Genomic DNA, 20,872 nt, shown 5'->3' with positions numbered 1-20,872 from the left:
CATGCTGAAGACCCGCGCCTCCCGAGAGTTCTGGTTGTTGGCCATCCTGGCCGTGCTGGTGCTCGGCGCCGGCCTGGGCCTGCGCGATCCGCACCCGGCCGACGAACCGCGTTTCGCGCTGGTCGCCAAGCAGATGGTGGAGAGCGGCAACTGGCTGTTCCCGCACCGCGGCACCGAGCTGTACTCGGACAAGCCGCCGATGCTGATGTGGCTGCAGGCCAGCTTCTACGCGCTGTTCGGCAACTGGCGGGTGGCCTTCCTGCTGCCGTCGCTGCTGGCCGGGCTGGGCACGCTGGCCTGCGTCTACGACCTCGGCCGGCGCCTGTGGACGCGCCGCGTCGGCATGTACGCGGCCTACGCGCTGCTGTTCGCCTTCCACTTCACGTATCAGGCGAAAAAGGCGCAGATCGACCCGTTGGTGGTGTTCTTCATCACCCTGGCCAACTACGCGCTGCTGCGCCACCTGTTGCGTGGGCCGGACTGGCGGTTGTGGGCGCTGGGCTGGTTCGCCGCCGGCCTTGGCACGATCACCAAGGGCGTGGGCGTGCTGGCGCTGCTGATGCTGCTGCCGGCCGCGGCGGCGTCGCTGGCGCACTGGCGCGGGGTCCGGGTCGGCCTGCGCGATCCGCGGTTCTGGCTGGGGCCGCTGGCGTTCCTGGCGGCGGTGTCGATCTGGCTGGTGCCGATGGTCGCCACCGCGCTGTCGAGCAACGCGCCCGAGTACCGCGCCTACCTCAACGACATCCTGTTCCGACAGACCGCCGGGCGCTACGCCAAATCCTGGGACCACGCGCACGGGCCGCTGTACTTCTTCGGGGTGATGCCGAGCATGTGGCTGCCGGTGCTGCTGGCGCTGCCGTGGGCGATCCCCGCCTGGGCGCGGCGCCTGCGCCGGCGCGACGCGCGCTACCTGCTGCCGCTGGCGTGGTGGGCGCTGGTGGTGCTGTTCTTCTCGATCCCGACCGGCAAGCGCGACGTCTACGTGCTGCCGGCGCTGCCGATGCTGTGCCTGGCGATGGGGCCGCTCATTCCAGGGCTGTTGCGCAAGCCCGGGGTCAAGCGCCTGCTGCTGGCGTTCACCGCGTTGCTGACGCTGGCGCTCGGCGGCGTGGGCGCGGCGATCCTGCTGGGGCACGGCTTCCGCGCGAAGATGATGGAAGACCGCGGCATCGACCTGGCCACCGTGCAGGTGCTGGCCTGGATCCTGCTGGCGATCGGTCTGTGGGGCGTGGCCAGCCTGGCCGCGTTCGCGCGGCGCCGCCCGGAACTGGCGACTGTCTCGACCCTGACCATGGTCTGGGTGATGGCCGGCTTGCTGGTGTACCCGCTGATCAACATGTCCAGCTCGGCGCGCGGGGTGATGGAGTCGGTGGGGCGCCGCATCGGCCCGCAGGCCGAACTCGGCCTGGTCGCCTGGAAGGAGCAGAACCTGCTGATGGCCGACCGCCCGGCGACGACCTTCGGCTTCGTGGTGCCCTGGGACGAGCAACTGCGCCGCGGCATCGCCTGGCAGGCGCAGGCGCCGCAGCGGCGCTGGTTGCTGGTGCAGGAGGCGGCGATGCTGGGCTGTGTGGACCGCAACGCGAGCATCCTGGCCGGCGTGTCCAACCGGCGCGACTGGTGGCTGGTCCCGGCCAGTGCGATACACGGCCACTGCGTGGTCACCCAGGACGACCGCGACCGCCTGCGCGAGCAGGACAAGGACCGCTTCGAATGAGCCGCAGCCGCGCGTTGCGGCGGCGTGGCGCGGGTGCCGCTGGCGCCCGGCGCGCTGCGCGGGCAGGGAGACGCGCGTGCCGCCACGCCTGATCCGGGTCATCAGCCGCGACAACGGCGGCGGCCTCAGCCGCGACCTGCAGGTGGTCGCCGACCTGCTGCGCGACACCGGCCGCTACCGCGTGGAGGTGCTGGGCTTCGGCACCGTGCGCATGGCCAACCGCCTGCGCGAACTGCGCCTGTTCCTGCGCAGCCTGCTGTTCGGGCGCGCCGACCTGCAGATCTTCCTGGAGCGAGTGTATCCGCGCTGCCTGGGCAGCGGCTTGCGCAATGCCCTGATCCCCAACCCGGAGTGGTTCCGGCACAAGTGGCTGCGCTGCCTGCCGCGCTTCGCCCAGGTGCTGTGCAAGACCCGCCAGGCCGAGCAGCGGTTCTCCACGATGGCGCCGACCGCCTTCATCGGCTTTTGCAGCGACGACTGCTACCGTCCTGAGGTCCCGCGCGAACGCGCCTGCCTGCATGTGGCCGGGCGCAGTTCGGCCAAGGGCACGGCGCTGCTGCTGCAGACCTGGGCGCGGCACCCCGAGTGGCCGCGGCTGACGGTGGTGCAGAGCGCGAAGAAGTCCCACCCGATCGAGGCCGAGAACATCGACTACCTGACCGGCTACCTCGACCAGCAGGAGCTGCGGCGGCTGCAGAACGCGCACCGCTTCCACCTGTGCCCCTCCGAGGTGGAGGGCTTCGGCCACTACATCATGGAAGCGCTGAGCGTCGGCGCGGTGGTGATCACCACCAACGGGGCGCCGATGAACGAGCTGGTGAGCGCCGACCGCGGCGTGCTGATCGACCCGGTCGGTGAGGGTCCGGACAATTTCGGCGTGCGCTACCGGATCGAGGCCGCCGGCCTCGAGCAGGCGATGAGGCAGGCGCTGGCGCTGTCGCCGATGCAGTGCGACGCCCTGGGCACGGCCGCGCGCGGCTTCTTCGAGACGCGCCGGCGCGAGTTCGGCGAGCGCCTGCGCGCGGCGGTGGCCGATCTGCTCGGGGAAACGCCGCTGCCCGCCGTGCCGGCCAGCCATGGCGCCGATCGCGAGCAGGTCAGGCCGGGTTAGGGAAGCGCCCCGGATCATCGCCGACCACCCCCTCCCCACGGCCTTCCCTCCTTGATGTCCCAGCCGATCGCGCCACGCCATGCCGTTTCCGCGTTCTCGCGCCAGTCACTGGCCGAGCGCGGCGCGGCGCTCGCGCTGCTGTGCCTGCCGGCGCTGGTGATCAGCATCCCCAGCGGCCTGCTGCCGTTCGGCCTGCTGCTGCTGGCGACCAGCCTGCTGGCCCTGCCGCGGCTGCGCCAGGCGGTGGCGCCGATGCAGCCGTCGCTGCGCTGGCTGTGGATCCTGGCGCTGCTGGTGATCGGGCTGTCGCTGTGCTCGGTGCTGTACTTCGGCCAGCCGCTGAAGGACATCGATAACCGCACCCGCTTCCTGGTGCTGCCGTGGGCGGCGCTGTGGACCTATGCCCTGCGGCCTCCGCAGCGCCTGCTGTGGTGGGGCGCGCTGCTCGGCATCCTCGCCGCCCTGGTGCTGGCCAGCGTGCAGGTGTTGCAGGGCCAGCCGCGTGCCGAGGGCTGGACCAACGCCATCGTGCTGGCCGACGTGGTGCTGATGCTGATGGTGCTGGCGGTGTTCTGCCGGCCGCGCGGGCAATGGCCGTGGGCGGTCGCCGCGGTGGTCGCCGGCGGCATCGTCATCCTGCTCAGCGGCAGCCGCGGCGTGTGGCTGGGCGTGCTGTTGCTGCTGGTGGTCAGCGCGCTGTGTCTGCGCTGGCGCGACAGCGCGACGCGGCTGATGATCCTGGGTGCGTGCACCGCGCTGGTGGCGGTGCTGGTGCTGAGCGTGCCGGCGCTGACCAAGCAGACGCGCCTGGCCGAACTGCATCACGATGTGCAGCGCTACGAGCGCGGCGACAGCGATTCCTCGGCCGGCGCGCGCATCGAACGCCTGCAGGTGGCGGCGGCGACCTTCGTCGAACACCCCGTGGTCGGGGTCGGCGTGGGCCGCTTCGACAATGCCATGCTGCGCCTGCCGGACTGCCGCAAGGGCTTCGTCGAGCGCTGCCACCTGGGCCATGCGCACAACGACCTGGCCGAGTGGAGCGCGACCCAGGGCCTGCCCGGCACCATGCTGATCCTGATGGTGTACGGCGTGCCGCTGTGGCTGCTGCTGCGCCTGTACCGGCGCCGGCCGCAGCCGCATTTCCACGGCGCCGCGGCAGCCGGGATCATGGTGGTGGTGGCCTACATCCTGTGCGGCATGACCCAATCGATGTTCGCGCACCAGGTGAGCACCGGCTTCTACGTGGCGCTGGTCGGCGTGCTGATCGGGCTGGCCGCGCGCGAGGCGGTGCCGGCACAGGGCGCTGAAGGCGCCGCGCGAAGCCGGTAGACTGCCGATCCCGCATCGCCGGGCGGCGCGGCGCCTGGCGCCGACCGCCGGCACCGCGCCTGACTTCCGGATACCGCGCGCCATGGCCGACGCTGCCGCCGCCACCCTGCCGCTGAGCCTGGTGGTGATGACCTACAACGAGGCCGCCAACATCGCGCGCTGCCTGGACAGCGTGCCGTTCGCCGCCGACAAGCTGGTGGTGGACTGCGGCAGCACCGACGACACCGTGGCGATCGCCCGCGCGCACGGCGCGCGCGTGGTCGAGCAGGCCTGGCTGGGCTTCGGCCCGCAGCGCAACTTCGCCTCCACCCAGGCCGCGCACGACTGGATCCTGGTGCTGGACGCGGACGAATTCCTGTCCGACGCGTTGCGCGCCGAATGCCAGGCGCGGCTGCCGCAACTGCTCGCCGAGGACCGCGTGGACGCGGTGTGGCTGCGGCGCAGCACCTGGTACATGGGCGCGCCGATGCGCTGGTACAAACCGATGGTCGGCGAGCGCCTGGCGCGGCTGTACCATCGCGGCCGCGCGCGCTGGAGCGATGCGCGGGTGCACGAATCGCTGCGCTTCGACGGCGCCAGCGCCGCGTTCGCGCCGCCGTTCAACCATCTGCACAACCCGACGCTGGTACACAAGCAGCTCAAGGTGCTGCGCTACGCCGAACTCAAGGCGCTCGGCTGGCGCGACAAGCGCAAGCCGGTGAGAATGTGGCAGAGCCCGTTCGTGTTCGCCGGCGCCTTCCTCAAGGACTATCTGCTGCGGCTGGCCTTCCTCGACGGCTGGCGCGGCTTCGTGGTGGCGCAGACCGCGGCCAGCTACGCGCTGTACAAGCGCATGCGCTACTACGAGATGCAGATCAACCCGGCCTCGGTGGAACAGGCGCGGGCGCAACTGCAACGGCACGATTTGGAGCACTGATGAGCAAGCACTATCTGCTGTACGGGTCCGAGCGCTATGCGCTGGCGATCCTGCGCCCGCTGCAGGCGGCGATCCGCGCGCGCGGCGACGAGGCGGCATGGTTCTTCGACGGCCCCGGCGCCGAGGATCTGAGCGCCGACGAGCGCCATCTGGCGACGGTGGAAGAGGTGCTGGCGTGGAATCCCTACGCGGTGATCACCTCCAGCAACGCGGTGCCGCATTTCTTCCCTGGTGTGAAGGTCGAGACCTTCCACGGCTTCGATGCCGGCAAGCCGCGGCACATCTACGTGCGCGGCTTCTTCGATCTGTATTGCACCACCGGCCCGCGCGATACCGCGGCGTTCGGTGCGCTGGCGCGCAAGCTCGGCCACTTCGCGGTCAAGGAGACCGGCTTCCCCAAGATCGACCCGTTCATGCGCGAGATCGGCGCGGAACTGGCGCCGGTGCGGCAGCCGCCGGTGATCCTGTACCACTCCACGTTCTCGCCGTCGTGGAGCGCGGCCGGCATCCTCTACGACGAGGTCGCGCGGCTCTCGCGTAGCGGCGAGTGGCGCTGGATCGTCACCTTCCATCCGAAGATGGACCCGGCGATGGTCGCCCGCTACCGCGCGCTGGAGAGCGAGTACCTGCGTTTCGCCGACAACGACAACATCCTGGAACTGTTCCCGCAGGTGGACATGATGTGCTCGGACACCTCGTCCGCGCTCAACGAGTTCCTGCTCACCTACAAGCCGGTGGTGACCTTCAAGAACCGGCGTCCGGGGCCGCAGTTGATCGACATCGACGATCCGGCGCAGTTCGAGCCGGCGATCCGCCGCGCGCTGCAGCGGCCGCCGGAGCTGATGGCGGCGATCCGCGAATTCGCCGATGGCCTGCATCCCTATCGCGACGGCCAGTCCAGCGAGCGCGTGCTGCAAGCGATCGACGACTTCGTCGCCGAGGGTGCGCGCAACCCGCGGCGCAAGCCGCTGAACCTGTGGCGCAAGCTGAAGATCCGCCGCCGCATCGGCTACTGGGGACGCGGCGCGCGTCGCTGACGCGCAGCGCCGCCGCGCGCGCTCACCAGCGCAGCCGTCGCTGCGCCAGCGCTGCGCCCAGTTGCTCGTACAGCGCCCGCGCCTGCGCGTCCGGCAGTAGCCGCACGCGCAGCGGCGGTTCGCCGTGGCGGGCGCCGGCGGTGTCCAGCCACAGCGTCGCGGTGCCGCAGCAGCGGTCCAGCGGCGAACGGCTCAGGTGCAGCGTCTGCAGCTTGTCCAGTTCGGCCAGCCGCCACCAGCGCCGCCACCAGCCGCCGCGCACCGCCACGTAGCGCGCATCCAGCGCGTAGCCCATGCGCTGCGCCTGGCGCCAGGACTTGAACGCCGACCACGGCAGCCACAACAGCAGCAGCGCGGCCCAGGCACCGAGGGTGGGCCACAGCCCCGCGCACAGCAGCGGCACCAGCAGCAGCGCCGGCAGCGACAGGCGCCACCAGTGGCGCGTGGCGATCCCGTGCCAATGCGCCGGCGGCCAGGCGACCTGCGGCAGCAGCCGCTGCAAGAGCGCATCGCAGGCGGCCGGCGTGGCCAATGGCGCCAGTTCCGTCAGCGCGTGGTCGTGGCCGTGGCCGTGGTGCGACTGGATCACCGCCGTGTCGATGTGCAGGCTGCGCCGCCGCAGCAGCCGCTGCAGCACGCTTTCGTGCAGGGTCCAGGCCTGGATCCGGCGCCGCGCCACGCTGCTGCGCAACCGCGTCAGCAGGCCGCGCTCCACGGTCAGCCGGCGCTCGCTCTCGCTCAGCCGGAAGCCGTGGTACTGCACCAGCGCCAGCCCCATCGACAAGCCGCGCATCAGCAGCAACAGCGTCGCCAGCATCATGGCGAAGGTCACCGCGCCCGCCATCCAGCCCAGTTGCAGGTGCGTGGCGTAGCCGAACAGTTGCCGCCCGTAGTGCTCGATCGCGTTGGAGATCATGCGCTCGGGGAACAGGTGGTAGGTGGCGCCGAACGCGGTGAGCAGCACCACCATGCCGCGGTTGGAGATCAGGCCCTGGCGCAGCACCTCGGTGGTGGGCAGGGCCAGCAGCAGTTCGCTGTCCGGCGCGGCAGCGGGTGCAGCGTCGGCATCTGTCGCGGCGATCGTGTCGGCGGCAGGCGCGCGGTGGCGGATCTGCTGTTCCAGCGCCAGCGCCTGGTCCAGCCGCAGCACCCGCATCTGCGCCTCGGGCTTGGTGCCGCCGGCCGACTCCAGGCGTACCTCAGCCACGCCGAACAGCCGGTGCAGCAGCGACTGGTGCACCACCACGTTGTGGATGCGCGCGAACGGGATCTCGCGCAGGCTGCGTTCCAGCCAGCCGCTGCGGATGCTCAGGCTGTCGTGGCCGATGCGGTACTGGTAGGTGAGATAGCGCAGCAGCGACACCGCCACCAGCCCGCTGCACACCGCCAGCATCACCAGGTGATCGGCGTGATCGCGGTGGCCGTCGCGGCTGCCGAACACCAGCAGCGCCAGCAACGGCAGCAGGAAATGCCTGAGGTGCTGCAGCAGCACGAACAGCCACGACCACGGATGCAGGCGCCGCACCGGCGTGGTGTGTTCGGCGTCGGCCAGGCCGCTCACAGCGCGTCGTCGTCGTGGTCGAGCTGGTGCGCCAGGCGCTCGCGCAGGCGTTCGGCGTCGGCCTGATCCAGACCGGGCACGGCGACCGCGGTATGCCGGGTGCCGGCGGTGTGCACGACCAGGGTGGCCAGGCGCAGGGCGCGTTCCAGCGGGCCGCGGCGCAGGTCCAGGTGCTGCACGCGCGAGATCGGGACGTGCGTCTCGCTCTGCCACAGGCGCCCGCGGAACACGTCCAGGCCCTGGGCATTCAGCCGCCAGCGGATGCGCCGGTGGCGGACGAAGCCGACCCAGGCGCCGCACAGGCTGCCCACCGCCGCCGCCGCCGCCGCCGCGCCCAGGGCCAGCGCATGCAGGCTGTGCAGGCTGAGGCCGACGATGCCGGCGGCGACCACCAGGCTCAGCCCGAGCATGCAGCCGCCGCCGAGCGCGGCCAGCCAGGCACCGCGCAACGGCACCGGTTGCCAGTCGGCCGGCGGCCAGTCCGCGGGCGCCGGGGGGGCGGCGAAAGCGCTGGGCGCGGCGGGGGTGTCGTCCATGGGCGGCGGTGCGATCACGTCGGGGTCTCGGGGCGCGGGCGCGCGGCGTGGCCTGCGATCCTAACGCGGCGACGGCGGGCGTGCGCTGCCCGCCGCGCGGTTTCCGTCCCGATCCGGGCAGGCGGTGTAGGGGCCGACCTGCGCCGGTGGTTCAGCGCGCCGCGCGCAGCAGCGCGTCCACGTCCAGCGCGTGGCCGGCGCGGGCGGCCTTGGTGCGCAGGTAGCCTTCGTTCTCGGCGGTGATGGTGCCGGTGACCGGAATGCGCTCGGTCACCTCGATGCCGGCCGCACGCAGGCGTTCGGCTTTGTTCGGGTTGTTGGTGAGCAGGCGCACGCGGCCGATGCCGAGCCCGCGCAGCATCGCCACGGCGCTGCCGTAGCGGCGTTCGTCGGCGCCGAAGCCCAGTTGCGCGTCGGCGTCGATGGTGTCCAGGCCGTCGTGCTGGTAGCCGTAGGCGCGCATCTTGGTGGCGATGCCGGTGCCGCGGCCTTCCTGGTCCAGGTACAGCAGCACGCCGCCACCCAGCGCCTTGAGCTTTGCAAGGCCGTGCCGCAGCTGGTCGCCGCAGTCGCACTTGAGCGAGCCGAACAGGTCGCCGGTGAGGCAGGAGGAATGCACGCGCACCGGGACCGGCGCGCTCAGGTCGGGCTGGCCGATCACGATCGCGACCTGGTCGCGCTGCGCCACGCCGCCGCGGAACACCACGAATTCGCCAGGGCCCAGGTCGCGCAGCGGCACCTGGGTGCGGGTGACCAGGGTGTAGCTGTCGGAGGCGGCGAGGGCACAGCCGTGTTCCAGGTCGTCCAGGCGCAGCGACTGGCAGCCCTGGAAGGCGCTGCTGTCGGCGCCCAGGTCCGCCGCGACCATCGCCGGCAGCAGCAGGCCCAGGCGCGCGATCTCGGCGGCGCCGGCATCCAGCGCGTCGCCGGGCAGCCAGTGCGCGGGCACCGGGCCGTCGCGCAGGTAGGCCAGCGCCGCCAGCGCGTCGTAGGAGTGCCCGGCCAAGGCGATGCGCGCACCCTGTGGCGCATCCAGGCCCAGCACCTGCGCACGCGGCGGCGTCACGAACAGGTAGTGCCGCTGCCCGGTGGCCTCGGCGAAACCCAGGTAGGACGGTTCGGTACTGCTGTCCAGCGCCATCACCGCGCGTGTGCGGCCGTTGCCGTCTTCGAGCAGGACCGGGCGCCCGGCGCGCAGCTCCGATGCCGCGCGTTCGCTGCGGATCGCGGCAGGATCGCCGAAGGCGTGCGCGGAAGGGGCGGTGGGGCTGGTCATGCACGACTCCAGATGGGGGATCGGCGGCGCCGCTTCAAGGCTGCCGCATCCGGTCGCGGTGGCCCCGGCACGGTGCCGGTCGGCGCCGATGGCGCTCGGGCGCCATTGTCGCGCGCTTTGCCGGACGCGCCAGCCTGCAGGCGATGGAACGCACTGTGCCCGCTCGCGCGCGCCGCCGATGCAACCAAATCGGCGGCTGCGGCAACGCGCCGGCGTGAGGGGAGGTGTGCACGTGCCGCCGGTTGCTTGCTACTGTGCGGCACCGCGTCCGCTCCGGCCCCCGCATGCAGCTCGTCGATTGCACCGAACCGCGCCACGCCATGGCGATCCTGGAGATCTTCAACGACGCCATCGTCCATTCCACCGCGCTGTACGACTACCGGCCGCGCCCGCCGGAAAGCATGGCGGCGTGGTTTGCGACCAAGCGCGCCGGCAACTTCCCGGTGCTGGGCCTGGAGGACGCCGACGGCACCCTGCTCGGTTTCGCCAGCTACGGCACCTTCCGCGCCTGGCCGGCGTTCAAGTACAGCGTCGAGCATTCGGTCTACGTGCACCGCGACCATCGCGGCCGTGGCGCGGGCCGACGCCTGCTGCAGGCGCTGATCGACACCGCGCAGGCGCGCGGCGTGCACGTGCTGGTCGGCGGCATCGACGCCAGCAATGCCGGCAGCATCGCCCTGCACGAGCAACTGGGCTTCGTGCACGCCGGCACCGTGCGCGAGGCCGGCTTCAAGTTCGGGCGCTGGCTGGACCTGGCGTTCTACCAGCGCATCCTCGCCGGCCCGGCGCAGCCGCACGATGATTAGCGCGGGCTCTGTCAGAGGCGAGCGCCTCAGTCGCTCTTAGTGCGGATGACGCTCGGTGGCGTAGGGATTGGGCTCGGCCGGGTCCGGGCGCAGGGTGTAGCGCTTGTAGGTCCACTGGTACTGCGCCGGGTCGCGCCGCGCCACCCGTTCCACGCCTGCGTTGAGCGCGGTGGCCGCGCGCAGCGGGTCGGCATCGGCGATGTCCGGTGGCGCCGGCTGCACGTGCAGGGCGAACTCCAGGTCGTTGCCGACGCGCTCGCACCAGGCGAACAGCACGGTCGCGCCGGTGCGCTCGGCCAGGCGGTTGACCAGGGTCATGGTCAGCGCCGGCACGCCGAAGAACGGTGCGAACACGCCGTCGCCGGCCTTGGGCTGCTGGTCGGGCAGGATGCCGACCGCGCCGCCGTCCTTGAGCGTCTTGAACAGCTGCCGCACCGCCGGGCCCTCGGCGCGCACCTGGCGCACCCGCTCGCCGCTGCGCACCAACTGCAAGAAGGCGTCGCCCACGGCCGACTCCGGTGCGCGGTAGACGATGGCGATGTCGCCGCGCGAGGCTAGCCACTGGTTGAGCAGCTCCCAGTTGCCGAAATGCGGCGCGGCCACGATCACCCCGCGGCCGGCGGCCAGCGCCGCGTCGTACAGGCCCTGGCCGTGGCGCAGGCGCAGCCGCGCCAGGTTCTGCTCCGGCGGCCGGGTCCACAGCGCCAGGGTCTCGAACGCCTGCCGCGCGGTCGAGCGCAGCACGTCGCGCTGCAGCGCCACGCGCTCGCTGGGCAGCAGCTCCGGATAGGCCAGCTCCAGGTTGCGCCGGACCACCCGGCTCTCGCGCGCATCCAGGCGCAGCCACAGCCCGGCCAGGCCGTCGGCCAGGCGGCGCAGCCACGGCCACGGCAGGCGCGCCAGGGCGGCGGCGCAGCGGTACAGCAGGGAAGCGAGCGTGGCGGGTTTCATCGGCCCAGTTTATCCGCTCGGCGCATCTGGCCTGCCCGACGGGTGTCGCGGATCGCGCCGGCTGCGTGCCTTGTCGCTTTCTCAATCTCGCCCATTCGGCGATGATGTCGCACGATCGCAACCGTTCGTCGCGGCGCAACCAATCCCCAATCCCCAATTTCCGCCCTATGCTCTCGCTGATCCAACGCGTCACCCAGGCCTCGGTCAGCGTCGATGGCGAGGTCGTGGGCCAGATCGGGCCCGGTCTGCTGGCGCTGGTGGCGGTGGAGCCGGGCGACGACGAGGCCAAGTTGCAACGCATGGCCGAGCGCCTGCTCGGCTACCGGGTGTTTTCGGACGCCAGCGGTCGCATGAACCGCTCGTTGCGCGACACCGGCGGCGGCCTGCTGCTGGTCAGTCAGTTCACCCTGGCCGCCGACACGCGCTCGGGGATGCGGCCCAGTTTCACCACCGCGGCGCCGCCGGCCGAGGCTGAACGCGGCTTCAACCGATTGGTGGAGGTGTGCCGCGCGCAGCACCCGCCAGGGGTGGAAACCGGCCGCTTCGGTGCCCATATGGTCGTCAGCCTGGTCAACGACGGCCCGGTCACTTTCCTGCTCCGGCCGTAGACGCCGGCGCGTTCCTGGCGGAGCCGTTCAGGCTCCTCGTCCGGCAAGCGGCGGTACGGGCTGTTATAATGCTAGGTTCACTCATTCACCTACCTGCCGGTGGCGCGAGCACTCATGGCCAACGAACGTCCTGCCCAGCAATCCGACATCAAGCAACTGATCAGCAAGGGCCTGGAACAGGGCTATCTGACCTACGCGGAAGTCAACGACCATCTTCCCGACGATCTGGTCGACCCCGAACAGATCGAAGACATCATCGGCATGATCAACGGCATGGGCATCGATGTCCATGAAGTTGCGCCCGATGCCGAAACCCTGTTGCTCAACGACGGCAACACCGGCAACCGCGAAGTCGACGATACCGCGGCCGAAGAAGCCGCGGCGGCGCTGACCGCGCTCGACACCGAGGGTGGTCGCACCACCGACCCGGTGCGCATGTACATGCGCGAGATGGGCACAGTAGAACTGCTGACCCGTGAAGGCGAGATCGCCATCGCCAAGCGCATCGAGGAAGGTCTCGGCCAGGTGCAGGCCGCGCTGGGCGCGTTCCCGCTGGCGGTGGAGACCCTGCTCGAGGACTACGAACAGCACAAGGAAGGCAAGAAGCGCCTGGCCGAGATCGTGGTCGGCTTCAACGACCTGATCGAGGAAGAGCCGGCGCCGCCGGTCGCGGTGTCCGACGACGACAGCGCCACCGATGCCGATGCCGACGAGGATGACGACGAAGACGTCGACACCGCCGAAGAGGATGCCGGCCCGACCGGTCCGGATCCGGCCGAGGTCGCGCGGCGCATGGAAGTGCTGGCCACCGAGTACGCCAAGTTCAAGAAGGCCCACGCCAAGAACGGCGCCGAGCACAAGCTGGTCACCAAGTTGCGCAACGACATCGCCGAGGTGTTCGTCACCCTGAAGCTGCCGCTGCCGCTGACCGACGTGCTGGTGCGCAAGCTGCGCGACACCATGGCCCAGGTCAAGGACCACGAGCGCCGCGTGCTGCACCTGGCCACCCATGTGGCACGCATGCCGCGCAAGGACTTCATCCGTTCCTGGGAAGGCAACCAGACCAACGTGGCGTGGGTCGACGACGCGCTCAAGCGCAAGCAGAAGTGGTCGTCGGCGCTGCGCGACGTCAAGGACCAGATCATCGCCGAGCAGGAGGCCACCGTGGCGGTGGAGCAGGCCACCTACCTGAGCCTGGCCGAACTGAAGGAAATCAGCCGCGCCATGGCCTATGGCGAGGCCAAGGCGCGCAAGGCCAAGAAGGAAATGGTCGAAGCCAACCTGCGTCTGGTGATCTCCATCGCCAAGAAGTACACCAACCGCGGCCTGCAGTTCCTCGACCTGATCCAGGAAGGCAACATCGGCCTGATGAAGGCGGTGGACAAGTTCGAGTACCGCCGCGGCTACAAGTTCTCGACCTACGCCACCTGGTGGATCCGCCAGGCGATCACCCGCTCGATCGCCGACCAGGCGCGCACCATCCGCATCCCGGTGCACATGATCGAGACGATCAACAAGTTGAACCGCATTTCCCGGCAGATGCTCCAGCAGTACGGCCGCGAGGCCACCCCGGAGGAGCTGGCCAAGGAAATGGACATGCCCGAGGACAAGATCCGCAAGGTGATGAAGATCGCCAAGGAGCCGATCTCGATGGAAACCCCGATCGGCGACGACGAGGATTCGCATCTGGGCGACTTCATCGAGGACACCAACGTGGAGTCCCCGATCGAGAACACCACCAACATCAACCTGTCCGAGACCGTGCGCGACGTGCTCGCCGGGCTGACCCCGCGCGAAGCCAAGGTGCTGCGCATGCGCTTCGGCATCGACATGAACACCGACCACACCCTCGAGGAAGTCGGCAAGCAGTTCGACGTGACCCGCGAGCGCATCCGCCAGATAGAGGCCAAGGCGCTGCGCAAGCTGCGTCACCCGAGCCGTTCGGAACAGCTGCGCAGCTTCCTCGATATCGACTGATCGAGCGCGGTTCGTGTTAACAAAAAAGCCCCGCCATGTGCGGGGCTTTTTTGTGGGTGAGGAGTCGGTGGCGTTGCGCAGGGTTGCAGTCCATGCCGCAGCCATGCGCTGTCATGTCAGCAGCCAGCCAAGCCTTGTGGGAGCGACTTCACTCGCGACGGGCATTCCTAGTGAAGCCTCGTCGCGACTGAAGTCGCTCCCACAGTGCATCTCCCCGCTATTCGCCTACGCGAACGCCTCGCTGCCGCGCATCACCGCCAGCACGTCGTGGCAGGCGCCCATGGTGTGGTAGTCGGTCTTGCCGGCCGGGCTCTTCTCGTCGCTGTAGCTGCGGTTGTCGCGGCTGAGGATGCGGAACCAGGCGCCGTAGCGGTGGTCGACCAGGTGCTCCCAGGAATACGCCCACAGCCTGTCGTAGGCGGCGCGATACGCCGCATCGCCGGTGGCGGCCAGCAGCCGCGAGGCCGCGGCGATGGCTTCGGCCTGCACCCAGAAGTACTTGTCGTCGTCGCAGAAGTAGGTCGGTGCCGCGGCCACGTCGGGCACGCCGACCACCGGCGCGTCTTCGGTGCCGGAAGCGAAGCCGTAGACGATGCCGCCATGCTGCGCGTCCCAGCCGTGCGCCAGGGCGGTGTCGAACAGGTGCCGCGCGGTCGGCAGCAGCCACGCCGGCGCGGTGCCGGTGGACGCCTGCAGGTGCCCGTGCAGCAGCACCAGCAGCTTGGACCACTCGACCTGGTGGCCGGGCTGGAAGCCCCACGGCCGGAACAGGTGCTTGGGGTTGTCGCGGTTGTAGTCCCAGTCCACCTGCCAGTCGGCGTCGTAGTGCTCCCACACCAGGCCGCCGGCCAGTGCCGCCTGGCGGCGGGTGATGTGGTCGGCCAGCAGCAGCGCGCGCTGCAGGTAGCGCGGCTCGGCGCTGGCCTCGTAGGCGGCGATCAGCGCTTCGCACAGGTGCATGTTGGCGTTCTGGCCGCGGTAGCTGGAGAACGTCCACTCCGGGGTGGCCTCGTCGCGGTACAGGCCGGCAGCGGCGTCCCAGTAGCGGGTTTCCAGCAGTTGCCAGGTCTCGTCCATCCACGCGTCGGTGTCCAGGCCGGCCTTCTTCGCGGTGGCGTAGGCCAGCAACACGAAGGCGGCGCCGTAGGCGTGCTGGGTGCGGTCCTCGGCCACGCCGTCGCGCAGGGTCCACACGTAGCCGCCGCTGGCGGTATCGCGGTGCACCTCGCGCAGGTAGCGCAGGCCGTGGCGCGCGGCGTCCAGGTACTCGGCGGCCAGCGCCGAGTCGGCGAACTCGATCGCCGCCATCGCGTAGTTGAAGACGAAGCGGGTGCTGCTGACCAGGTGGCGATGGCCGGCGTCGTACACGCTGCCGTCGTCGCGGAAGTAGTGGAAGAAGCCGCCCGCCGGGTCGAGCGCGCGCGGGTGGTAGAAGGCCATGGTGTCGGCGATGTGCGCGCGCAGGACGGCGGCGTCGGCGAAGTCGGGCAGGGGCGTGGCGGGCAGGTTCATGCGGTTGGCTGGCGAGCTGGGTGAGGGAGGGGAAGACGGCGGCGCACGGCGGCGGCGTGTGCGCCGCCGTGCCGGGAACGGATCAGCGGATCAGTGCATCACGCGCGCGGTCGGCGCGGTGGTCGGCGCCGCCGCCGCCAGTTCCGGCGACAGGCGCGAACCGCGCAGGCCGTACCAGACGATGTAGGCGTAGCACAGCAGCGGAATCACGAAGGCGTGCTGGATGCCGATGGCGTCGGCCAGCGCACCCTGCGCCAGCGGCACCAGAGCGCCACCGACGATGCCCATGATCAGCAGACTGGAGGCCTTGCTGGTGAGCACGCCCAGGCGCTCGATGGCCACGGTGAAGATGGTCGGGAACATGATCGAGTTGAACAGGCCGATCGCGATCACGCTCCACATCGCCACATGGCCGGTGCTGAGCATGGTGGCGATCAGCAGCAGCGAGGCGATGCCGGCGAAGGTCGCCAGCAGCTTGCGGGCCGGGACGAACTGCAGCAGCGCGGCGCCGGCGAAGCGGCCGACCATCGCGCCGCCCCAGTAGAACGGCAGATAGTGGCTGGCAGCGGCTTCGGTCAGGCCGCCGGTGGTGGGGCCGGAGATGTAGTTGATCAGGAAGCTGCCGATCGAGACCTCCGCGCCCACGTACATGAAGATCGCCACCACGCCCCACAGCAGGTGCGGGTGGCGCAGCGCGTCGGCGAAGCTGTGATGCGATTCGGTGCTGGCATCGTTGTCCTCGCGCAGCGACGGTACCCGCATCACCAGCACGAACACCGCCAGCAGCAGCAGGCCGCCGGCCAGCATCAGGTAGGGGATCTCCACCGAGCGCGCCTGCTCGATGCGATAGGCGGACAACTGCTCGGGGTTCATCGCCGCCAGCTGGTCGGCACCGAGCACCGCGCCGGCCAGGATCAGCGGGCCGATCAGCCACGGGAATACGGTGGTGCCCAGCGAGTTCAGCGCCTGGGCAAAGTTGAGCCGGCTCGGCGCCTTCTCCGGGGCGCCGATCAGGCTGATGTACGGATTGGCCGCCACCTGCAGCAGGGTGATGCCGCTGGCCAGCACGAACAGCGCGGTCAGGAACAGTGGGTAGGAGGGCAGGCGCGCGGCCGGGTAGAACATCGCCGCGCCGATCGCCGCCACCACCAGGCCGATGACGATGCTGGCCTTGTAGCCAACCCGCGACACCACCGCGCCGGCCGGCACCGACATCAGGAAGTAGGCGCCGAAGAAGGTGAACTGGATCAGCATCGACTGCGCGTAGTTCATCTGGAACACGGCTTTCAGATGCGGGATCAACACGTCGTTGAGGCTGGTCAGGCCGCCCCAGGTGAAGAAGATCATGCTGACCACCGCGATGGCGGCGGTGTTGGACAGCGGGCGACGGCTCATGCAGCGACTCCGGGAACGGGCGAGAGGGCGACCCGGCTGCTGGCGCGCAGGCACAGCCGGGCGGGGGCGATGGTAAGCGCAGGCAGGGCCTGGCGGTGGCGCAGCGCGTCCAGCACCAGGCGCGCGGCCTGCATGCCGCGCTCGCGCGGGGCGACGGCGACGGTGGACAGCGGCGGGGTGGCGACGGCGGCCTCGGGAATGTCGTCGAAGCCGATCAGCGCGTAGTCGCGGCCGGCGATGCGGCCACGTTCGGCCAGGCCGCTGGCCAGGCCCAGCGCGACCACGTCGTTGTAGCAGACCAGTGCGGTCGGCAGCGGGTCGCGCGCGCACAGCGCGCCGGCCTGGCGCGCGGCTTCCAGCCGGGTCGGCGCGCATTCGATCAGCCACGCCGGGTCGACCGCGATGCCGGCGGCGGCCAGCGCCTCGCGGTAGCCGGCGCGGCGCTCGGCGCAGGAACTGGACTTGCGGTGGCCGCCGAAGAAGGCGATGGCACGGTGGCCCTGCGCCAGCAGGTGTTCGGTGGCCAGGCGCGCGCCACGACGGTTGTCCAGCGCCAGCAGCGGCCAATCGCCGTCCAGCGCGCGGTTGAACAGCAGCACCGGCAGGCGCGGCCCCAGCAACTGGCGCAACCGCGCCGCGTCGGTGTTCTCGGTGGGCGAGAGGATCATCGCCGCCGGGTGGTGTTCGATCAGCGAGGCCAGCACGGTCTGCTGGCGCTCCGGCGATTCGCCGGTGCTGCCCATCAGCATCACGTAGCCGGCCTCGGCCAGCGCCGCGTCCACGCCGCCAGCGAACTCGGCGAAGAACGGATTGGCCAGGTCGTTGACCACCAGCGCCACCGCATTGGACGCGCGGCCGCGCAGGCTGGCCGCGCCGCGGTGGTAGACGTAGCCCTGGCGGGCGATCTCCGCCGCCACCCGCGCGCGCGTGTCCGCATGCACCAGCGGGCTGTTGCGCAGCACCAGCGACACGGTCGCCCGCGACACGCCGCAGGCGGCGGCGATGTCGGACACGGTGACGCGTTTGTCGGCGGGAGACGGCGCCAAGGCGGATTAGACCGGTTCAAAAGGTCGCTCATCCTGCGCCGTCGTGATCCGATCCGCATTTTGCAGTGCAGCAAGGCATTGCGGTGGCTTTGTGCTATCCGTTTGGATCGATTCGATACGGGGAGCCTGCCATGCGCAGCTCGAGGACGCTGGGCGGCGTTGCCGCGCTGCTGCTGGCCGCGCTGTGGCCGATCGCATCCGCCGTCGCAGCGGCTGGCGGTGATGCCGGCGAACGTGCGGTGGCCGCGGTGGACCCCTTCATCGGCACCGGCGGCGAGGGCCACACCTATCCTGGCGCCACCGTGCCGTTCGGCATGGTCCAGCTGAGCCCGGACACGCGCATCCAGCCGCGCAAGGACGCCTACGGCTGGGCGGCGGGCTACCGCTACGACGATCGCAGCCTGGTCGGCTTCTCGCATACGCATTTCTCCGGCACCGGCCACTCCGACCTGGGCGACGTGCTGTTGATGCCGATCAGCGGCGCGGTGCGGCTGGAGCGTGGCGACCCGGACACGCCCGGCAGCGGCTACAGCGCGCGCTTCCGCCACGACGACGAGCGCGCCGAGCCGGGCTACTACGCGGTGACCCTGGACGACGACAAAGTGCGCGCCGAACTCACCGCCAGCGCCCGCGTCGGCGTGCACCGCTACACCTACCCGGCCGGACAGCCGGCGCACGTGCTGCTGGACCTGCGCACCAGCCTGTACGACTACCCGGGCAAGATCAGTTGGTCGCGGCTGCGTCTGCGTGCCGACGGCACCGTCACCGGCTTTCGCGAGACCCGCGGCTGGGCGCCCGGGCGGCAGCTGTACTTCGCCCTGCGCTTCTCGCAGCCGTTGCGCGGCCATGCCTTCCACAACACCGAGCAGGACATTCCCTACAAGGGCTTTCCGCCGCCGGGCGACAACGACCCCACCCAGCGCGCGCAGATCGAAGGCCGGCAACTGGTGGGATCGTTCGACTTCGGCGACGCCCTGCGCGGGCCGCTGCTGGTCAAGGTGGCGATCTCGCCGGTCAGCGAGGACAGCGCCATCGCCAATCTCGAGGCCGAAGTGCCGGGCTGGGATTTCGACGGCGTGCGCCGCGCGGCACGCGCGCAATGGGCGCAGGCGCTGGGCGCGGTGGAGGTGGACGCGCCGCCTGCGCAACGCACCCAGTTCTACACCGCGCTGTACCACAGCCTGCTCGGCCCGACCCTGTTCATGGACAGCGACGGCCGCTATCGCGGACCGGACAACGCCGTGCACCAGGCGCAGGGCTACACCCACTATTCGACTTTCTCGCTGTGGGATACCTACCGCGCGCTGCATCCGCTGCTGACCATCGTGCAGCCGCCGCAACGGACCAACGACATCGTCAACTCGCTGCTCGCGCACCAGCGCGAAAGCCCCTACGGCGTGCTGCCGGTGTGGGCGTTCCATGGTCTGGAGACCTGGTGCATGATCGGCTACCACGCGGTGCCGGTGATCGCCGACGCGTACATGAAGGGCATCCGCGGCTACGACACCGACGCCGCGCTCGAGGCCATGGTGGCCAGCGCCAACTACGGCCCCTACGACGGCATCGCCCAGTATCGCGAGCTGGGCTACGTGCCGATCGACGAGGAAGGCGAGGCCGCCTCCAAGACCCTGGAATACGCCTTCGACGACTGGACCATCGCGCGCATGGCCAAGGAGATGGGCCGCAGCGAGATCGCCGCCGCCTTCGCCAAGCGTGCCGGCAACTGGCGCAACGCCTTCGACCCGGACACCGGCTTCATGCGCGCGCGCAAGCGCGACGGCAGCTTCCGCACTCCGTTCGATCCGGACGCCAGCGGCTACGGCACCGACTACACCGAAGGCAACGCCTGGCAGTACTCCTGGTACGTGCTGCAGGATGTGGCCGGCCTGGCGCGTGCGCACGGTGGCGACGACAAGCTGCTGGCGCGGCTGGACCAGGTGTTCGACGCCAAGGTCGATCCCAAGGTGTTCGCGCATATGGAGGACATCACCGGGTTGATCGGCTGGTATGCGCATGGCAACGAACCCAGCCATCATGTCGCCTATCTGTATGCCTACGCGGGGCAGCCGTGGCGCACCCAGGCGCGGCTGCAGCAGATCATGCGCAGCCAGTACGCCGCGCGCCCGGACGGCCTGGCCGGCAACGACGACATGGGGCAGATGTCGGCGTGGTACGTGTTCACCGCGCTGGGCTTCTACCCGGTGGCGCCGGGCAGCAACCAGTACATCCTCGGTCGCCCGTTCCTGCCGCGCGCCACCCTGGCGCTGCCCAACGGCAAGCGCTTCACGGTGATCGCCGACGGCCTGGACGAGGCGCATCCCTATGTCGGCGGCGTCACCCTCAACGGACGTCCCTTGAATCGCGCGTTCCTGCGCCACGAGGAACTGATGGCCGGCGGCGAACTGCGCTTCACCTTGCAGGCCACACCCAACACCGCCTGGGCAGCGGCGGGTGCCGAGCGCGCCTATTCGATGAGCGAGTGAAGGGCGCTCCACCTATTCCGGGAGATGTTCCGTAAGAGCGGCTTCAGCCGCGACGGGGCATTCCCGGTCGAGCTCTGTCGGCTGAAGCCGCCCCACAGGGGCTTGCGGCGAGCCCGCCCGGTGCACTGTGGGAGGGACTTCAGTCCCGACGCATTGGGCGATCGGAAAACGCACATCACGTCGCGTGTCGCGGCGGCATGACAGTCGACCCCGCATGGATTTACGGCGAGCCTGCAGGGTGCATTGTGGGAGGGGCTTCAGGCCCGACCGCTGTAGCAGTCGGTCATTGGATGGCTTCACTGGTCGCGACTGAAGGCGCTCCCACAGGGGCTTACGGCGAGCCTGCCCGGTGCAATGTGGGAGTGACTTCAGTCCCGACGCATTGGGCGATCGGAAAACGCACATCACGTCGCGTGTCGCGGCTGCATGACAGTTGATCCCCGCGTGGGTTTACGGCGAGCCTGCCGGGTGCAATGTGGGAGGGGCTTCAGTCCCGACTGCTGTAGCAATCGGTCATTGGATGGCTTCACTCGTCGCGACTGAAGTCGCTCCCACAGGGGCTTACGGCGAGCCCGCCCGGTGCACTGTGGGAGGGACTTCAGTCCCGACGC

General features: G+C 70.3%; 16 protein-coding genes. 9 read left to right on the top strand and 7 right to left on the bottom strand.

Annotated features, from left to right (window positions below):
- Position 1: 1 nt before the first annotated feature.
- The 5 genes from SLW55_RS16310 to SLW55_RS16290 all read left to right on the top strand — a co-directional run bounded on the left by SLW55_RS16310 (position 2) and on the right by SLW55_RS16290 (position 6,110).
- Positions 2-1,717, top strand: a complete 1,716-nt coding sequence (locus SLW55_RS16310) for a glycosyltransferase family 39 protein (protein ID WP_320745403.1) — start codon at positions 2-4, stop codon at positions 1,715-1,717.
- Positions 1,718-1,793: 76 nt separating this feature from the next.
- The gene (locus SLW55_RS16305) at positions 1,794-2,828 is read left to right on the top strand and encodes a glycosyltransferase (RefSeq protein WP_267100268.1); all 1,035 of its coding nucleotides are present in this window, start codon (positions 1,794-1,796) and stop codon (positions 2,826-2,828) included.
- 54 nt (positions 2,829-2,882) lie between these two features.
- Positions 2,883-4,157, top strand: a complete 1,275-nt coding sequence (locus tag SLW55_RS16300) for an O-antigen ligase (RefSeq protein WP_267100269.1) — start codon at positions 2,883-2,885, stop codon at positions 4,155-4,157.
- 82 nt (positions 4,158-4,239) lie between these two features.
- Positions 4,240-5,073 carry a glycosyltransferase family 2 protein gene (locus SLW55_RS16295; protein WP_010340695.1) on the top strand — a complete coding sequence of 278 codons (834 nt, stop codon included), beginning with the start codon at positions 4,240-4,242 and terminating at the stop codon, positions 5,071-5,073.
- Positions 5,073-6,110: a CDP-glycerol glycerophosphotransferase family protein gene (locus SLW55_RS16290; RefSeq protein WP_267100270.1), complete on the top strand. Its 1,038-nt coding sequence runs from the start codon at positions 5,073-5,075 to the stop codon at positions 6,108-6,110. Before SLW55_RS16295 ends, SLW55_RS16290 begins: the two co-directional genes overlap by 1 nt.
- A gap of 22 nt (positions 6,111-6,132) precedes the next feature.
- Here SLW55_RS16290 and SLW55_RS16285 read toward each other — a convergent pair whose 3' ends face one another.
- The 3 genes from SLW55_RS16285 to ribA all read right to left on the bottom strand — a co-directional run bounded on the left by SLW55_RS16285 (position 6,133) and on the right by ribA (position 9,483).
- Positions 6,133-7,671: a PH domain-containing protein gene (locus SLW55_RS16285; RefSeq protein WP_267100271.1), complete on the bottom strand. Its 1,539-nt coding sequence runs from the start codon at positions 7,669-7,671 to the stop codon at positions 6,133-6,135.
- On the bottom strand, positions 7,668-8,207 hold the full coding sequence (locus SLW55_RS16280) for a PH domain-containing protein (protein ID WP_267100272.1): 540 nt from the start codon (positions 8,205-8,207) through the stop codon (positions 7,668-7,670). Before SLW55_RS16280 ends, SLW55_RS16285 begins: the two co-directional genes overlap by 4 nt.
- Before the next feature lie 151 nt (positions 8,208-8,358).
- Positions 8,359-9,483, bottom strand: coding sequence for a GTP cyclohydrolase II RibA (gene ribA / locus SLW55_RS16275; protein ID WP_267082780.1), 1,125 nt, complete (start codon positions 9,481-9,483; stop codon positions 8,359-8,361).
- Between the two features lie 284 nt (positions 9,484-9,767).
- On the opposite strand from ribA, the gene SLW55_RS16270 reads away from it, so the two are divergent.
- Positions 9,768-10,289, top strand: coding sequence for a GNAT family N-acetyltransferase (locus SLW55_RS16270; protein ID WP_017911888.1), 522 nt, complete (start codon positions 9,768-9,770; stop codon positions 10,287-10,289).
- A gap of 36 nt (positions 10,290-10,325) precedes the next feature.
- On the opposite strand, the gene SLW55_RS16265 is transcribed toward SLW55_RS16270, so the two are convergent.
- A complete protein-coding gene (locus SLW55_RS16265) occupies positions 10,326-11,240 on the bottom strand; it encodes a lauroyl acyltransferase (RefSeq protein WP_267100273.1) in 915 nt (304 codons plus the stop codon).
- A gap of 167 nt (positions 11,241-11,407) precedes the next feature.
- On the opposite strand from SLW55_RS16265, the gene dtd reads away from it, so the two are divergent.
- The gene (gene dtd / locus SLW55_RS16260) at positions 11,408-11,848 is read left to right on the top strand and encodes a D-aminoacyl-tRNA deacylase (RefSeq protein WP_152247066.1); all 441 of its coding nucleotides are present in this window, start codon (positions 11,408-11,410) and stop codon (positions 11,846-11,848) included.
- Positions 11,849-11,962: 114 nt separating this feature from the next.
- Positions 11,963-13,825, top strand: a complete 1,863-nt coding sequence (gene rpoD / locus SLW55_RS16255; protein ID WP_010340704.1) for an RNA polymerase sigma factor RpoD — start codon at positions 11,963-11,965, stop codon at positions 13,823-13,825.
- 225 nt (positions 13,826-14,050) lie between these two features.
- Here rpoD and SLW55_RS16250 read toward each other — a convergent pair whose 3' ends face one another.
- From SLW55_RS16250 to SLW55_RS16240, 3 genes are all read right to left on the bottom strand, one after another.
- Complete coding sequence (locus SLW55_RS16250) at positions 14,051-15,337, bottom strand: AGE family epimerase/isomerase (protein ID WP_320740185.1); 1,287 nt, start codon at positions 15,335-15,337, stop codon at positions 14,051-14,053.
- 90 nt (positions 15,338-15,427) lie between these two features.
- Complete coding sequence (locus tag SLW55_RS16245; RefSeq protein ID WP_267117406.1) at positions 15,428-16,732, bottom strand: sugar MFS transporter; 1,305 nt, start codon at positions 16,730-16,732, stop codon at positions 15,428-15,430.
- Positions 16,729-17,778 carry a LacI family DNA-binding transcriptional regulator gene (locus tag SLW55_RS16240; RefSeq protein WP_320745402.1) on the bottom strand — a complete coding sequence of 350 codons (1,050 nt, stop codon included), beginning with the start codon at positions 17,776-17,778 and terminating at the stop codon, positions 16,729-16,731. Before SLW55_RS16240 ends, SLW55_RS16245 begins: the two co-directional genes overlap by 4 nt.
- 131 nt (positions 17,779-17,909) lie before the next feature.
- Between SLW55_RS16240 and SLW55_RS16235 the strand changes: the two genes are divergently transcribed.
- On the top strand, positions 17,910-20,261 hold the full coding sequence (locus SLW55_RS16235) for a GH92 family glycosyl hydrolase (RefSeq protein WP_320745401.1): 2,352 nt from the start codon (positions 17,910-17,912) through the stop codon (positions 20,259-20,261).
- Positions 20,262-20,872: the final 611 nt, after the last annotated feature.

Origin of the sequence: Xanthomonas sp. LF06-19 (genome assembly GCF_034105425.1) — a bacterium.
In the GTDB taxonomy this organism is placed as follows: domain Bacteria; phylum Pseudomonadota; class Gammaproteobacteria; order Xanthomonadales; family Xanthomonadaceae; genus Xanthomonas_A; species Xanthomonas_A sontii.
This window is presented reverse-complemented; position numbering and strand designations above follow the sequence as displayed.

Excerpts from the sequence above, each read along its gene's own strand:
- SLW55_RS16310 (WP_320745403.1), top strand. The coding sequence starts at position 2 with ATGCTGAAGACCCGCGCCTCCCGAGAGTTCTGGTTGTTGGCCATCCTG.
- SLW55_RS16300 (WP_267100269.1), top strand. The coding sequence starts at position 2,883 with ATGTCCCAGCCGATCGCGCCACGCCATGCCGTTTCCGCGTTCTCGCGC.
- SLW55_RS16295 (WP_010340695.1), top strand. The coding sequence starts at position 4,240 with ATGGCCGACGCTGCCGCCGCCACCCTGCCGCTGAGCCTGGTGGTGATG.
- SLW55_RS16290 (WP_267100270.1), top strand. The coding sequence starts at position 5,073 with ATGAGCAAGCACTATCTGCTGTACGGGTCCGAGCGCTATGCGCTGGCG.
- SLW55_RS16280 (WP_267100272.1), bottom strand. The coding sequence starts at position 8,207 with ATGGACGACACCCCCGCCGCGCCCAGCGCTTTCGCCGCCCCCCCGGCG.
- ribA (WP_267082780.1), bottom strand. The coding sequence starts at position 9,483 with ATGACCAGCCCCACCGCCCCTTCCGCGCACGCCTTCGGCGATCCTGCC.
- SLW55_RS16270 (WP_017911888.1), top strand. The coding sequence starts at position 9,768 with ATGCAGCTCGTCGATTGCACCGAACCGCGCCACGCCATGGCGATCCTG.
- SLW55_RS16265 (WP_267100273.1), bottom strand. The coding sequence starts at position 11,240 with ATGAAACCCGCCACGCTCGCTTCCCTGCTGTACCGCTGCGCCGCCGCC.
- dtd (WP_152247066.1), top strand. The coding sequence starts at position 11,408 with ATGCTCTCGCTGATCCAACGCGTCACCCAGGCCTCGGTCAGCGTCGAT.
- rpoD (WP_010340704.1), top strand. The coding sequence starts at position 11,963 with ATGGCCAACGAACGTCCTGCCCAGCAATCCGACATCAAGCAACTGATC.
- SLW55_RS16250 (WP_320740185.1), bottom strand. The coding sequence starts at position 15,337 with ATGAACCTGCCCGCCACGCCCCTGCCCGACTTCGCCGACGCCGCCGTC.
- SLW55_RS16245 (WP_267117406.1), bottom strand. The coding sequence starts at position 16,732 with ATGAGCCGTCGCCCGCTGTCCAACACCGCCGCCATCGCGGTGGTCAGC.
- SLW55_RS16235 (WP_320745401.1), top strand. The coding sequence starts at position 17,910 with ATGCGCAGCTCGAGGACGCTGGGCGGCGTTGCCGCGCTGCTGCTGGCC.